The organism is Kitasatospora indigofera (assembly GCF_014655955.1).
Classification (GTDB): Bacteria; Actinomycetota; Actinomycetes; order Streptomycetales; family Streptomycetaceae; genus Kitasatospora; species Kitasatospora indigofera.
Genome location: NZ_BNBO01000035.1, coordinates 71,082 through 86,067, shown reverse-complemented (window position 1 = coordinate 86,067; position 14,986 = coordinate 71,082). Strand labels below are relative to the sequence as shown.

Annotated in this window: 13 protein-coding genes; all 13 read right to left on the bottom strand. The window is 72.4% G+C overall.

What is annotated here, in order from left to right; genetic code table 11:
* Positions 1-147 precede the first annotated feature (147 nt).
* Complete coding sequence (locus IE329_RS26130) at positions 148-1,488, bottom strand: DivIVA domain-containing protein (protein ID WP_190213421.1); 1,341 nt, start codon at positions 1,486-1,488, stop codon at positions 148-150.
* Positions 1,489-1,541: 53 nt separating this feature from the next.
* Entirely contained in the window at positions 1,542-1,829 is a 288-nt protein-coding gene (locus tag IE329_RS26125) for a YggT family protein (RefSeq protein ID WP_073923337.1), read from the bottom strand.
* Between the two features lie 117 nt (positions 1,830-1,946).
* Positions 1,947-2,549, bottom strand: coding sequence for a cell division protein SepF (locus IE329_RS26120; protein WP_073923336.1), 603 nt, complete (start codon positions 2,547-2,549; stop codon positions 1,947-1,949).
* 211 nt (positions 2,550-2,760) lie between these two features.
* Positions 2,761-3,567 (bottom strand): YggS family pyridoxal phosphate-dependent enzyme, encoded by an 807-nt coding sequence (locus IE329_RS26115; RefSeq protein WP_190213420.1) that lies wholly within the window; start codon positions 3,565-3,567, stop codon positions 2,761-2,763.
* Positions 3,564-4,298 (bottom strand): peptidoglycan editing factor PgeF, encoded by a 735-nt coding sequence (pgeF, locus tag IE329_RS26110; RefSeq protein ID WP_190213419.1) that lies wholly within the window; start codon positions 4,296-4,298, stop codon positions 3,564-3,566. The genes IE329_RS26115 and pgeF overlap by 4 nt, the downstream gene beginning before the upstream one ends.
* Positions 4,299-4,309: 11 nt before the next feature.
* Positions 4,310-5,518, bottom strand: a complete 1,209-nt coding sequence (gene ftsZ, locus IE329_RS26105; RefSeq protein WP_190213418.1) for a cell division protein FtsZ — start codon at positions 5,516-5,518, stop codon at positions 4,310-4,312.
* Between the two features lie 334 nt (positions 5,519-5,852).
* Positions 5,853-6,632 carry a cell division protein FtsQ/DivIB gene (locus tag IE329_RS26100; RefSeq protein ID WP_190213417.1) on the bottom strand — a complete coding sequence of 260 codons (780 nt, stop codon included), beginning with the start codon at positions 6,630-6,632 and terminating at the stop codon, positions 5,853-5,855.
* Positions 6,625-7,731 carry an undecaprenyldiphospho-muramoylpentapeptide beta-N-acetylglucosaminyltransferase gene (gene murG / locus IE329_RS26095; protein ID WP_073923333.1) on the bottom strand — a complete coding sequence of 369 codons (1,107 nt, stop codon included), beginning with the start codon at positions 7,729-7,731 and terminating at the stop codon, positions 6,625-6,627. Before murG ends, IE329_RS26100 begins: the two co-directional genes overlap by 8 nt.
* Before the next feature lie 6 nt (positions 7,732-7,737).
* Positions 7,738-9,111, bottom strand: a complete 1,374-nt coding sequence (gene ftsW, locus IE329_RS26090) for a putative lipid II flippase FtsW (protein ID WP_190213416.1) — start codon at positions 9,109-9,111, stop codon at positions 7,738-7,740.
* Between the two features lie 259 nt (positions 9,112-9,370).
* Positions 9,371-10,807, bottom strand: coding sequence for a UDP-N-acetylmuramoyl-L-alanine--D-glutamate ligase (gene murD / locus IE329_RS26085; protein WP_190213415.1), 1,437 nt, complete (start codon positions 10,805-10,807; stop codon positions 9,371-9,373).
* Entirely contained in the window at positions 10,804-11,865 is a 1,062-nt protein-coding gene (gene mraY, locus IE329_RS26080) for a phospho-N-acetylmuramoyl-pentapeptide-transferase (protein ID WP_190213414.1), read from the bottom strand. The genes murD and mraY overlap by 4 nt, the downstream gene beginning before the upstream one ends.
* Entirely contained in the window at positions 11,865-13,289 is a 1,425-nt protein-coding gene (locus IE329_RS26075; RefSeq protein ID WP_190213413.1) for a UDP-N-acetylmuramoyl-tripeptide--D-alanyl-D-alanine ligase, read from the bottom strand. Before IE329_RS26075 ends, mraY begins: the two co-directional genes overlap by 1 nt.
* Positions 13,286-14,986: a UDP-N-acetylmuramoyl-L-alanyl-D-glutamate--2,6-diaminopimelate ligase gene (locus IE329_RS26070; RefSeq protein ID WP_190213412.1), complete on the bottom strand. Its 1,701-nt coding sequence runs from the start codon at positions 14,984-14,986 to the stop codon at positions 13,286-13,288. Before IE329_RS26070 ends, IE329_RS26075 begins: the two co-directional genes overlap by 4 nt.

Genomic DNA, 14,986 nt, shown 5'->3' with positions numbered 1-14,986 from the left:
CAACCACCCACCCGAGAGCAACCACCGCCCGAGCCCCGCGCGCAGCGCGCCCCGCGCCCCAGCCCCAGCCCCGCAAAACAAAAAAGCGCTCCCCCCGCAGCCGAAGCCACAGAGGGAGCGCCAAGTACTACCGCCTAGCAGGACAACCTAGTTGTCCCCGTCCTCGTCGATCAGGAAGCCCCGCATCGGCGCCGGAGCCTGCTGCATCGGCTGCGGCGGCTGCGGACGGACCGCCGCCATCGGCTGGGTCATCCCGGCCGGGGCCATCTGCGGTGCACCCGATCCGCCGGACGCCTGGCCGGCGCCGCCGAAGGAGGGCTGGCCACTGCCGCCGAAGGAGCTCTGGCCGCCGAAGGACTGGCCGCCGAAGGACTGCTGCCCGCCCCCGAAGGAGGGCTGGCCGCTGCTCATCGCCGAGGCGCCGGCCGAGGCCATCGACGACGCGGCCGGCGGCAGCGAAGCGGTGGCCGGGATGCGCGGCGGGGCGAGCGAGTCGTCCGCCTGCGACTCCAGCTGGCGCAGCTGGGTCTCCAGGTAGGACTTCAGGCGCGTCCGGTACTCACGCTCGAAGGCACGGAGGTCCTCGACCTTGCGCTCCAGCGTGGCCCGCGCGGACTCCAGGGAGCCCATCGCGACGCGGTGCTTCTCCTGCGCGTCCCGCTCCAGGGCGTCGGCCTTGGCACGGGCGTCCCGCTCCAGGCCCTCGGCGCGGCTGCGGGCCTCGCCGACGATCTTGTTGGCCTCGGAACGGGCCTCGGAGATCGCCTGGTCGGCGGTCTGCTGGGCGAGCGCGAGAACGCGGGCCGCGCTGTCGCCGCCGGGGGCCTGCTGCTGCTGCATGGGGCCGCCCATCGGGCCGCCCATCTGCTGCGGCTGGCCCATGGGGCCGCCCATCGGGCCGCCCATCGGCTGGAGCTGGCCCATCTGCTGCTGACCGTGCTGCTGCTGGCCCATCTGCTGGCCGGGGACCTGCTGGCCCATCGGCTGCAGCATCTGACCGCCCATCGGCTGGACCAGCTGCTGCTGGCCGCCCATGGTCTGGCCCATCTGCTGCTGCTGGCCCATCTGCTGCTGCATCGGGCCGCCCTGGCCGGCGGGCAGCTGCGGGGCACCGGAGGGCAGGCCCAGCGGCTGGTTGCCCATCTGCTGCTGCTGCGGGCCGCCCATCTGCTGCTGGCCCATCGGGCCGCCCATGGACTGGCCGGGGCCCTGCTGCCCGGGCACCGGCGGGCCGGATATGGCCGCCGGGACGGGGGCGCCGGGCCGCGAGTCCTGCTGCGGCTCCTTGCGCATGTTGGCCTGGTTCTGCGCCGCGGCACGAGTCGCGGCGGCCAGCTTGGCGCGCAGGTCCTCGTTCTCGCGGAGCAGTTTGGTCAGTTCGGCTTCGACCTCGTCGAGGAAGGCATCGACCTCGTCCTCGTCATAGCCTTCGCGCAGGCGAACGGTCGTGAACTGCTTGTTCCGAACGTCCTCGGGGGTCAATGGCATCTCTTCACCTCAACGTGATCGTCGGCACACCGGCATCCTGTCGCATCGCTCACCTACGACAGGCGCTGCACGAGCGAGATCAGGACATACACAATGATCATCAGTACGAAGAAGGACAGGTCGAGCGCCACGCCCCCGAGACGCAACGGCGGGATGAACCGCCGAAGGAGCTTGAGCGGCGGATCCGTGACAGTGTACGTGGCCTCCAGGACCAGGACCATGGCCTTGCCGGGCTGCCACGAACGTGCGAACTGGAAGACCCAGTCCATGACCAGCCGGAAGAGCAGGAACACCAGGAAGACGGTCAGTGCATAACCGAGCACTGCCCCCACGATCCCCATCGAGAATCCCTCTCCCTGGCCATTCGGCTTGTTGCTTGCTCTGCGGTCCGGCTTGTCGCTCGCTGAACTGTGCTAACTCACTGTCGATCAGAACCACACGTGGAGTCGTGGCCCGGGTCAGCTCTGGTTGAAGAACCCACCCTCGGCGATACGAGCCTTGTCCTCCGCCGTGACATCGACGTTAGCAGGCGACAGCAGGAACACCTTCTGCGTCACGCGCTCGATACTGCCGTGCAGACCGAAGACGAGTCCAGCGGCGAAGTCTACGAGGCGCTTCGCGTCGGTGTCGTCCATCTCGGTCAAATTCATGATCACAGGAGTCCCGCCGCGGAACTGTTCCCCGATGGTACGGGCCTCGTTGTACGTCCTGGGGTGCAACGTCGTGATGCGGTAGGGCTCTCGTTCGTTCACGACCTTGGGCATGATCACCGGGGCGCTCTTCTCCAGGTTGTGGCGGCGTTCGGGTGTGATGGACGACACTGGTGCCATCCTCGGGGTCTCCTGACGGATCGGGACCGCGGCGGGGACGGGCTGCGGTGCGATCTGGGCGACGGGGGCGGGCTGTGCGGCCGCGGGGCGGGGGATGTCCTCCGTCCGCCCGGTGCGGATCGGCTCGGGGTCCGCGTCGTAGTCGTCGTCGGGGTCGTACCCCTGGCCGTCGTACGTCTCGTCCTCCACGAGGCCGAGGTAGACCGCCATCTTGCGCATTGCGCCGGCCATTCTCCTGTCTCCTCCGCTCTGTGGTGGATCGGCTCCGTCACCGGCGGCCTTCGCCTGCGGATTCCGCGACCCCGGGGCGGGCTCGCCGGACGACAGGTCCGGGCGGGCTCGTGAGAGTCGTGAAGTTGCGATCCACGGTTCGCTAGCGCTCTGCAAAGCTGCTAGGTTCTGTCCTGTTTTGTCCTGCAGTCTGATCTACTACCCGGTGACGTTACCCGAGGGGTGACCGCACTCCGAGTACCGCCGTTCCGACGCGCACATGTGTCGCTCCGGCCGCCACGGCCTGCTCGAGGTCACCGCTCATTCCCGCGGAAACCATGGTGGCAGCAGGATGGCTCGCCCGTACTGCGGTTGAGATTTCCGCCAGCCGCCCGAAAGCCCTGGCCGGGTCGCCGGCCAGCGGTCCGGTCAGCGGAGCCACCGTCATCACGCCGTCGAGCCGCAGCCCGGGTGCGGCGGCGATCGCGTCGGCCAGCGCGGCGACCTCCGCCGGGGCCACCCCGGCCCGGCCCTCCCCGCCCCCGCCGGCCTCCTTGTCCAGGGCGACCTGGACCAGGCAACCCAGCTCGGGCCGCTCCGACTTCAGCACCGCCGCCGAGAGCGAGCCGACCAGCCGCAGCCGGTCCACCGAGTGCACCCGGTTCGCGTACCGGACGACCGAGCGGACCTTGTTGGTCTGCAACTGGCCGACGAAGTGCCACTCCAGCGGAAGGTTCGCACACAGCTCGGCCTTGGGGGCCGCGTCCTGGTCGCGGTTCTCCGCCACGTCCGTGACACCGAGTCCGGCCAGGAGTGCGCTGTCCTCGGCGGGGTAGGTCTTGGTGACGACGATCAGGGTCACCTCGTCGCGCGGGCGCCCGGCGGCCGCGCAGGCGGCGGCGATCCGGCGCTCGACCACGTCGAGGTTGGCCCCGAGTTCCTCGTACCGGGCCCGCTGGCCGTCCGTCAGGGCGTCCAGCAGAGTCTGGCCGAAAGCGCGCGGCCCGCCCGGGAACGGACCGTAGATGTCATTCGTCATGAAAGTTCAGAGCCCAACCAGACGTAGCTCGCGAGCCGGCCGGTGCGCTGCTCGCGGCGATAGGAGAAGTGATCCGCGGATTCGAGGGTGCAGTCAGATGATCGCACCAACTCGGTGACTCCCGCATCGGCCAGTTGGGCCGCGACTCCCGCCGGCACGTCCAGGGCCGGGGTGCCCCAGGAGGTCCGCGCGTACGCGGCCGGCACCAGGGCGCTCACCCGGGCCCGCAGCTCCTCGGGCACTTCGTAGCAGCGCCCGCAGACTGCGGGGCCGGTGGCGGCGACGATCCGCTCCGGCCGGGCGCCGAGCTCCACCATCGCCCGCACCACCGCCGGCACCACCCCGGCTGCCAGGCCCGGCCGGCCGGCGTGCGCCGCACCGGCCACCCCCGCCACCGGGTCCGCCAGCAGGACGGGCGTGCAGTCCGCGGTCAGCACCGCGAGGACGAGCGGGCGGTCGGTGACCACCGCGTCCACCGTCGGGGCCGAGCCCTGCGGCTGCCGCTCCGTCACCACGGCGACGTCCGCGCCGTGCACCTGGTTCATCCAGACCACGTCCGCCGGGTCCAGGCCCAGCGAGCGGGCCGCCAGCCGCCGGTTCTCCAGCACGGCGGCCGGATCGTCCCCCACCGCGCCGCCGAGGTTGAGTTCCCCGTACGGCGAAGTGCTCACCCCGCCCCACCGGTCGGTGAAGGCGAAGTGAGCACCGTTACGCGTATCGAACCGCTTCACTCGGGCTGTGCCTACTTCAGGAAGTCGGGCACATCGAGCTCCTCGGCGGGGCTCTCCACGTAGGGCTGCCGGACCGGCTGCACCTGCGGGGGCACCGGCGAGGCGGTCGTGGTGGCCGGGGAGTCGGAGTGCCGGGAGTGCGACTCGCCGTCCGAGCGGGCCGTCACCGAGCCGATGCTCCCGTACGAGGGGCGGGTGGCCGGACGCTCGGGGGCGGCCGGCGCGGGGGCCGGGGAGGCCTTGACCACCGGGTCGCGGACGATCGCCGGCGGCTGGCCGCCGTCGAAGCCGGCCGCGATCACGGTGACCCGCACCTCGTCGCCGAGCGCGTCGTCGATGACCGCACCGAAGATGATGTTGGCCTCGGGGTGCGCCGCCTCGCTGACCAGCTGGGCCGACTCGTTGATCTCGAACAGGCCGAGGTCGGAGCCGCCGGAGATGGAGAGCAGCACGCCGCGGGCGCCGTCGATGGAGGCCTCCAGCAGCGGCGAGGAGATCGCCATCACGGCGGCCGCCTTGGCGCGGTCCTCGCCCCGGGCCGAGCCGATGCCCATGAGCGCCGAGCCGGCCTCGGACATGACCGACTTGACGTCGGCGAAGTCGAGGTTGATCAGGCCGGGGGTGGTGATCAGGTCGGTGATGCCCTGGACGCCGGAGAGCAGCACCTGGTCGGCGGAGCGGAACGCGTCCAGCACGCTGACCTGGCGGTCCGAGATGGACAGCAGCCGGTCGTTGGGGATGACGATGAGGGTGTCGACCTCTTCGCGCAGGCCGGCGATGCCGTCCTCGGCCTGGTTCGCGCGACGGCGGCCCTCGAAGGTGAAGGGGCGGGTGACGACGCCGATGGTGAGGGCGCCGAGCGAGCGGGCGATGTTGGCCACGACGGGCGCGCCGCCGGTGCCGGTGCCGCCGCCCTCGCCGGCCGTCACGAAGACCATGTCGGCCCCCTTGAGGACCTCCTCGATCTCCTCGCGGTGGTCCTCGGCCGCCTTGCGGCCGACCTCGGGGTTCGCGCCGGCGCCGAGGCCCCGGGTGAGTTCACGGCCCACATCGAGCTTGACGTCGGCGTCGCTCATCAGGAGGGCCTGCGCATCGGTGTTGATCGCGATGAACTCGACGCCCTTGAGACCGACCTCGATCATCCGGTTGATGGCGTTGACACCGCCGCCGCCGATGCCGACGACCTTGATGACTGCGAGGTAGTTCTGCGGTGCTGCCACGTCGAAGGCCTCTCGCCTCGAATTTCCGGGTCGGCCCGGCGCCCGGGTGCGCGCCGTACCGACGGATGTCGATGGGTGGGGAGCCTGGTTCCTGACTGAATGTCCGAAATGCCGACCGCCGACCCGAACCCTAAACTTGACCTTTAGGGTTGTTGCTGCGCCTCTGTCACATCACCGTGGGACACAGCCTGGTGACACAGGACACTAGGTCGCGGCGAGCCCGTGTTCAACGAACACGCCGAGCTTCCCTTTTTTCTTTTGAGCCTATGTGATCATCAACCGGCCTGGGAAACCGGGGTGACCGCCAAACTCATCCAGGCAGAAACCTACCGGATCATCCGGACAACGCCGGCGCCTCCGGCACACTCACGTCGTAATTCGCCGCTTTCTGGCGCATCAACGCGGTCAGCACCCTGGCTTTGCGCTCGGTCCGGTCCGGACTCCCCCAGCGCACCGTCCCACCGCCGCTGAGCTGCAGTTGAATGTCGTCGTAACTGTGCACCAGGACCGCCCCGGCCCGCTTGGCGACATCCTCGGGCAGGCCCGCGGCGACCGCCACGGCGCCCTGCACGAGCTGCTGGCGAGTGATCACCTCAAGCGCATCGTTCGCCTGCTGACTGAGCTGCAGCTCCACCACCGGCACCCCCGCGGGGGCGGTCGGCTCGGTGGCGAAGCTCACCCCGCCGGCGTCCACCTGGGTGAACTGCCCGTCCTCGCCCTTGACGGCGGCGACCGGCCTGCGCTGCTCGACCTTGACCCGAAGGGTGTGCGGCCAGCCGCGCCAGACCTCGGCGTCGGCCACCCGCGGGATGGCCTTCACCCGGCGCTCGACGTCGGCCAGGTCCACCCGGGCGAGCGGCCCGTCGCCGAGCCCGCCCACCGCCCGGCGGACCTGCTCGGCCGTCAGCCGGTCGTCCCGCAGGCCCTGCACCGAGATGCTTCGTACATCGAGCACCGAGGAGAAGAAAACCAGCCAGGACAGCGTGCCCAGCACCCCTGCCGTCAGCACGCCCAGCACCGTGAAGCCGCGCCGGGAGAGGCGGAGCCGGGGAGCGAACTCCTCGGCCTCCTCCTCGTCCTGGTACGCACCGGCGCCGGGCGGGCCGTCAGCCACGGCGGCGGCCACCCCGCGCAGCCTCGATGGCCTCGTACACCATGCCGACCAGCAGGTCGTCGGCGTCCCGGCGGCCGAACTCGGCGGCCGCCCGGCTCATGTCCCAGAGCCGCTGCGGGTCGGTGAGCACCGGCAGCACGTTGTTCAGCACCCAGTCCGGGGACAGCTCGGCGTCGTCCACCAGCAGGCCGCCGCCCGCCTTGACCATCGGCTGGGCGTTGAGCCGCTGCTCGCCGTTGCCGATCGGCAGCGGGACGAACGCGGCCGGCAGGCCGACCGCCGCCAGCTCGGCGACGGTCATCGCGCCGGCCCGGCAGAGCATCAGGTCGGCGGCGGCGTACGCGAGGTCCATCCGGTCCACGTACGGCAGCACCCGGTACGGCGGCATCCCGGGGATGTCGTCGACCACCGGCAGCTCGTTCTTCGGGCCCACCGCGTGCAGGATCTGCACGCCGTACTGCTGCAGCCGCGGCGCGATGGTCTGGACGGTCTCGTTCAGGCGCCGGGCGCCCTGCGAGCCGCCGGACACCAGCAGGGTGGGCAGCCGCTGGTCGAGGCCGAAGTACTGCCGGGCCTCGGGCCGGGCCGCGTTGCGGTCCAGGGTGGCGATGGTGCGGCGGAGCGGGATCCCGATGTACCGGGAGTCGCGCAGCTTGCTGTCGGGGGTGGAGACCGCGACGAAGTCGCTGTACCGCGCGCCGATCTTGTTGGCCAGGCCCGGACGGGCGTTCGCCTCGTGCACCACGATCGGCACCCCGGCGCGCTTGGCGGCCAGGTAGGCGGGCATCGCGACGTAGCCGCCGAAGCCGACCACGGCGTCCGCCTTGACCCGCTCGATGATCTCCTGGGCGGCCCGTACGGTGCCGCGCAGCCGGCCCGGCACGGTGATCAGCTCGGGGGTCGGCTTGCGGGGCAGCGGCACGGCCGGGATCAGCTCCAGCTGGTAGCCCCGCTCGGGCACCAGCCGGGTCTCCAGTCCGCGTTCGGTGCCCAGAGCGGTGATCCCGATGGACGGGTCGTGCCTGCGGAGGGCGTCCGCGAGGGCGAGGGCCGGCTCGATGTGACCGGCGGTCCCCCCGCCGGCGAGTACGACATGCACCGAAATTCACCGCTCCCTGCGCGCCGGCCGGGAGGCCGGGCGTGCTGTGGTTCGTCGTCGTGGCAGCACCCGGGCCAGTCGTGTCCTGAGCCGGGAGTTGGTGGTCCGCGCGGCCAGGGCCGCCCGAGCCCCCGGCGTGCTGCGTGCGAAGCAGAGCAGCACGCCGACGGCGCACATGGCCGACAGCATGGCGGAACCGCCGTAGGAGAACAGCGGGAGCGGGACGCCCGCGATGGGCAGCAGTCCCAGTGCCGACCCCAGGTTGACCATGGCCTGCGCCATGATCCAGGTGGTGGCGGCTCCCGCGGCGTACCTGACGAAGGGGTCCTTCGCACCGATGGCCACACGGATACCCGCGTAGCCTAGTGCCGCGAAGAGTCCGATGACCGACAGCGTCCCCACCAGTCCGAGTTCCTCGCCCGTCGCGGCGAAGATGAAGTCGGTGTGGGCCTCCGGCAGCTGGCCCCATTTCTCGACCCCGGCGCCGAGTCCGGAGCCGAAGGGGCCGCCCAGGGCGAACGAGTAAACACCGTGCAGGGCCTGGAAACAGGCCCCGTTCGGGTCCAGTTTGGTGACCCCGATGCAGGACAGCCGCTCGGCCCGGTGCGGCACCGTGACGACCAGCGCGGTGCAGGCCACCACCGCCACGCCCAGGGTGGCCACGAACAGCCGCATCGGAGCGCCGACCATCCAGAGCAGGCCGAACAGCATGGCCACCAGGATCATCGCGGTGCCCATGTCACCGCCGAGCATGATCAGCATCAGCAGCAGCAGCGCGCCCGGCACCAGCGGGATCAGCAGGTGCTTCCACTGGTCGAGCATGCCGGTCTTCTGCTTGCGGGCCAGCAGGTCGGCGCCCCACAGGACGAGCGCCAGCTTCGCGAACTCGGACGGCTGGACCTGGAAGAAGCCGAAGTCCAGCCAGTTCCGGTTGCCGCCGACCTCGACCCCGATGCCCGGGACGGCGACCAGCGCCAGGGCGCCGATCACCCCGAACATCAGCGGGTAGACGATCACCCGCAGCACCGCGAGCGGCACCCAGGCGAGGGTCACCAGCAGCGCGGTGCCGAGCAGCACGGCCACCAGCTGCTTGAGGAAGTAGAACAGCGCGGACCGGTGCTGGCCCAGGGCGAGGATCTGGGACGAGGAGAACACCATCACCAGCCCCAGCACCACCAGCAGCAGGGCCGCGCCGAGGATCAGGTAGTAGGGCGTCAGGGGGCGGTCCAGGGTGTACCGCAGCCGGGCCCGGAAGGCCCGCAGCCGGGCGACCGGCCCCGCCGACTTGAAGGTCGTGGTGGTGGCCGAGATCAGCTTCAGCGGGGAGTCCCCGCGCTCGCCCGGCGGGGCGGTGGCCCCTGCCCTGCCCTGACCCGCCACCTCGCACGCACCCCTCTGCCGTGATCGTGACTCTCTCGCCGCCGGGGCGCTTCTCCTCCGCTGTCGCCGGCCGGCGGGCGCCGCGGCCCTCCTCCGTCCGGGTCCCGGCCCGGCCCCTCCCGGCACCGGGGCGCCCCTGCGGCCCGCTCGCGGGGCTCTCCGCGCCGAACGCCCGCAGGCACCCGCCGGGCGTCACCTGCGCCGGTCGCCCGCCGGGTGCGGCCCGCCGGCGGCCGGGGCGGCCGGCGGGCGGGTGCCGTCAGCGGTCCGCGCGGGCCCGGACGGCCGCCGCGAACAGGTCGCCGCGTTCGTTGTAGTTGGTGAACATGTCCATCGAGGCGCAGGCCGGGGCCAGCAGGACGGTGTCACCCGGTTGGGCGAGCCCGGCGGCCGCGGCGACCACCTCGGCCATCGCCACCGCGCCAGTCTGGCCCTCCGCGGCCTCGATCACCGGCACATCCGGCGCGTGTCGCGCCAGTGCCTCGCGGATCAGCGCACGGTCCTGGCCGATCAGCACGGCGCCCCGCAGCCGGCCCTCGGCGCCCTGGACGAGGTCGTCGAAGGTGGCGCCCTTGGCGAGGCCGCCGGCGATCCAGACGACCGGCCGGAAGGCCGCCAGGGAGGCGGCCGCGGCGTGGGTGTTGGTGGCCTTGGAGTCGTCGATCCAGGTGACCTCGTCGACGACCGCGACCTCGGCGATCCGGTGGGCGTCCGGGTGGAAGGCCCGCAGGCCCTCCCGGACGGCCTTGGGGTCGACGCCGTAGGCCCGGGCCAGCGCCGCGGCCGCGAGGGCGTTGGCGATGTTGTGCGGGGCCGGCGGGTTGACGTCCTCGACCGAGCCGAGCTCGGCGGCGCTGGACTGCCGGTCGGGGACGAAGGCGCGGTCCACCAGCAGGCCGTCGACCACGCCGAACTCGGAGAGGCCGGGTGCGCCCAGGGTGAAGCCGATGGCCCGGCAGCCCTCCTCGACGTCGGCCTCGCGGACCAGCGCCTCGGTGGCCGGGTCGGCCGTGTTGTAGACGCAGGCGACCAGGTTGCCCTCGTAGATCCGGCCCTTGTCGGCGGCGTAGGCCTCCATCGAGCCGTGCCAGTCCAGGTGGTCGGGCGCCAGGTTGAGGACGGCGGCCGAGTGCGGGCGCAGCGAGGGCGCCCAGTGCAGCTGGTAGCTGGAGAGCTCGACGGCGAGCACGTCGTACGGCTCGTCGGCGAGCACGGCGTCCAGCACCGAGACGCCGACGTTGCCGACGGCGGCGGTGCGCAGGCCGGCCGCGGTGAGGATCGAGGCCAGCATCTGGACGGTGGTGGTCTTGCCGTTGGTGCCGGTGATGGCGAGCCACGGGGCGGGTTCGCCGGTGGCGGGCAGCGGGCGGCGCAGGCGCCAGGCGAGTTCGACGTCGCCCCAGACCGGCACGCCGGCGGGGCCGGCGGCGGCGAACAGCGGGCTGCTCGGCGGCCAGCCGGGCGAGGTGACGATCAGGCGGGTGCCCTCGGGGAGGGTGTCGCCGTCGCCGAGGCGCACGGGGATGCCCACGGCCGCGAGCTCGGCGGCGCGGGCCCGCAGGCCCTCGCTGTCGCCCCCGTCGACCACGGTGACCTCGGCGCCGAGTCCGCGCAGGACGCGGGCCGCGCTGATGCCGGACAGGCCGAGTCCGGCCACCACGACCGGCAGTCCGGTCCAGTCGGGGTTGCTGGTCATCCGGTAACCCATCCCGCGTAGAAGAGCCCGAGGCCGACCGCGACGCAGAGGCCCTGGATGATCCAGAACCGGACGACGATCAGCACCTCGCTCCAGCCCTTGAGTTCGAAGTGGTGCTGCAGCGGGGCCATCTTGAAGACGCGCTTGCCGGTCATCCGGAACGAGCCGACCTGGATGATCACCGACAGGGTGATGATCACGAACAGGCCGCCGAGCAGGGCCAGCAGGATCTCGGTGCGCGAGCAGATCGCCAGGCCGGCCAGGGCGCCGCCGAGGGCGAGCGAGCCGGTGTCGCCCATGAAGATCTTGGCGGGCGAGGTGTTCCACCAGAGGAAGCCGAAGCACGAGCCCATCAGGGCCGAGGCGACCACCGCCAGGTCCAACGGGTCCCGCACGTCGTAGCAGTTGGCCGTCGCGGAGAGCGCGTAGGCGCAGCTCTGGCCGTACTCCCAGACGCCGATGAAGACGTAGGCGCCGAAGACCATCACCGAGGCGCCGGTGGCCAGGCCGTCCAGACCGTCCGTCAGGTTCACGCCGTTCGACATCGCGGCGATCATGAAATAGGCCCAGATGACGAACAGCACCGGGCCCACGGACCAACTGAAGTCGCGTACGAAGGACAGGTGCTGGGAGGCGGGAGTGAGCCCCCGGCTGTCACTGAACTGGAGCGACAGGATGGCGAAGGCCAGGCCGACGAAGGACTGCCCGAGCAGCTTCGCCTTGGCCCGCAGGCCCAGCGAGCGGCGCTTGACGACCTTGATGTAGTCGTCCAGGAAGCCGACCAGGCCCAGGCCCGCCGTCAGGAACAGCACCAGCAGCCCGGAGGCCGTGGGGCTCTCCCCGGCTATCACCTTGGTCGCGGCGTAGGCGATCAGGGTGGCCAGGATGAAGGCGATGCCGCCCATCGTGGGCGTACCGCGCTTGCTGTGGTGCGCCTTGGGGCCGTCGTCGCGGATGTACTGGCCGTAGCCGCGCTTCGCCAGCAGCTTGATCAGCGCCGGGGTGCCGAGCAACGACAGCACCAGGCCGATCATGCCGGCGATGAGAATCTGCTTCATCACAGCGCAGCACCGTCCGTCGGCCGTGTGCCGTCCGAGAGCAGCGCCTCGGCGACCTTCTCCAGACCCACCGAACGGGAGGCCTTCACCAGGACCACGTCCCCTGGCCGCAGCTGACTGCGCAGCAGTTCGACCGCCGCGTCCGCGTCGGACACCAGCACCGACTCCTCACCCCACGAACCTTCGTTCCTCGCGCCCAGTTCCATGCAGGCCGCCTCGCGTCCGCCGACCGCCACCAACTTGGTGATGTCCAGCCGGACCACGAGCCGCCCGATGGCGTCGTGCTCGGCGAAGCTCTCCTCGCCCAGCTCCCGCATCTCGCCGAGCACCGCCCAGGTACGGCGGCGCCCCGGACCGCGGCCCCCCATCGACACGAGCGCCCGCAGCGCGGCCCGCATCGAGTCCGGGTTCGCGTTGTAGGCGTCGTTCACGACCGTGACACCGTCGGCCCGGTCGACGACCTCCATGCGCCAGCGGGACAGCGCACCCGCCTCGCCCAGGGCGGCGGCGGTGTCGTCGACGGACAGTCCGAGCTCCATCGCCACCGCGGCGGCGGCGAGGGCGTTCGAGACGTGGTGCTCACCGTACAGGCGCAGCTGTACGGGCGCGGAACCGGCCGGGGTGGTCAGCGTGAACGATGGCCGTCCGGTGGAGTCCAGGCGAACATCCTGTGCGCGTACCGCGGCGTCCCTGGCCTCGCCGAACAGCACCACCCGGGCCCTGGTACGGGCGGACATCGCCCGGACCAGCGGGTCGTCGGCGTTCAGGATCGCGACGCCCTCGGCCGGCAGCGACTCGACCAGCTCGCCCTTGGCCTCGGCGATCGCCTCCTTGGAGCCGAACTCGCCGACGTGCGCGGTGCCGACGTTCAGCACCAGGCCGATCACCGGCGGGGTGATGGTCGTCAGGTACTGGATGTCGCCCTTGTGCCGGGCGCCCATCTCCAGCACCAGGTGACGGGTGCCCGGCTCGACCTTGAGGGCCGTCATCGGGTGGCCGATCTCGTTGTTCAGCGAGCCGGGGGTGAAGACGGTCTCGCCCCGGTGCCGCAGCAGCTGGGCGATCAGGTCCTTGGTGCTGGTCTTGCCGGCCGAGCCGGTCAGCGCGACCACCGAGGTGCCGGTGGCCCGGCCGACGACGGTCCTGGCCAGCTTGCCGAGGGCGTCCAGGACGTCCGGCACCAGCACGGCGGGCACGCCCACCGGGCGGGCGGCGAGCACCGCGACGGCGCCGGCGTCGACCGCGCGGACGGCGAAGTCGTGGCCGTCCACCCGCTCGCCGGCGAAGGCGACGAACAGGCCGCCGGGGCGGACCAGCCGGGAGTCGTACTCGACCGTCCCGGTCACCAGGACGGCCGGATCGGCGCCGTCCACCAGGGTTCCTCCGACGGCGGCGGCGACCTCGGCGAGGGTCAGTGCGATCACGGCTGTTCCACTCCTCGGGTGCCCCGGGCGGCCGAGGAGCGGGAGATGACGTCCCGAAGGACTTCCCGGTCGTCGAAGGGGCGGATCTCGTCTCGGACGTACTGGCCCAGCTCGTGGCCCTTGCCGGCCACCAGCACGGTGTCGCCGGCGTGCGCGCGGGCGACGGCGGCGGCGACCGCCTCGGCCCGGTCGGGGACGACCAGGACGGCGCCCCGCTCCTGCTCGGGGACGCCGGCGGCGCCGGTGAGCATGGTGGCGAGGATCGCCAGCGGGTCCTCGCTGCGCGGGTTGTCGCTGGTCAGCACGGTGGTGTCGGCCAGCCGGGCGGCGATGGCGCCCATCGGGCCGCGCTTGTGCGGATCGCGGTCGCCGCCGCAGCCGACCACCACGTGCAGCCGGCCCTTGGTGACCTCGCGCAGCGACTCCAGGACGGCCTGCAGGGCGTCCGGCTTGTGGGCGTAGTCGACCACCGCGACGAACGGCTGCCCGGCGTCGACCCGCTCCAGCCGGCCGGGCACCCCGGCGACGGCGGCCACGCCGGCCACCGCCCGCTCCAGCGGCAGCCCGGCGGTCACCAGCACGGTGATCGCGGCGAGCGCGTTGGCCACGTTGAACGGGCCCGGCAGCGGCACCGAGGCGTCGGCGGCGGCGCCGTCCGGCCCCAGCACCCGGAAGGTCGAGCCGACCGGGCCCAGCTGGACGTCCACCGCGCGCCAGTCGGCGTCGGCCGCGCCCTTGGCGGAGAAGCCGGTCACCGGGATCTGCGCCTCGGCGGCCAGCCGGCGGCCGTACGCGTCGTCCAGGTTGACCACGCCGGCCCGCGACTTGCCGGGCGCGAAGAGCCTGGCCTTGGCCTGGTAGTAGTCCTCCATGTCGGGGTGGAAGTCCAGGTGCTCCGGTGTCAGGTTGTTGAACAGCGCGACGTCGTACGTCACCCCGTCCACCCGGCCGAAGACCAGCGCGTGGCTGGAGACCTCCATCGTCACGGCGTCGGCCCCGCGCTCGCGCATCACCGCGAGGATCGCGTGCAGGTCGGTGGCCTCGGGGGTGGTGCGCTCGCTCTTGATCCGCTCGGCGCCGACCCGCATCTCCACCGTGCCGATCACCCCGGGGGCCCGGCCGGCGCCCAGCAGGCCGCCCTCCACCAGGTACGAGGTGGTGGTCTTGCCGTTGGTGCCGGTCAGGCCGATGGTCAGCAGCTGCTCGGCCGGGTGGCCGTAGACGGCGGCGGCCAGCTCGCCCATCCGGGCCCGGGGCCGGTCGACCACCAGCAGCGGGACGCCGGCGGCGGCCGCCAGCTCGGCCCCGGCCGGGTCGGTCAGCACGGCCACGGCACCGGCCGCGGCGGCCTGGGCGGCGAAGGCCGCACCGTGGTGGTTGGCACCGGGGAAGGCCACGTAGACGTCACCGGCGCGGACCGCGCGGGAGTCGTGGGTGACGCCGGTGACCGCCCCGCCTTCGAGGGGGTCCAGGCCCAGCAGGCGGGCCACCTCGGGCAGCGGCAGCGCCGCCACCCGCTCGGGACGGGGAGGGCTCACGGTGATTTGATCGGGTTTCGGCACGGCGGGCAGGCTATCGGCCGAAGGGTGTCCAGGGCCAAACCGCTCGTTCCCGGACGCCGCGGCGGCCCCGGCGGGGGCGGCGGCGGGGGCGGGCGGGTCCGACGGGGTCCCGGCGCGGGCGGGCTCGGTGGTCAT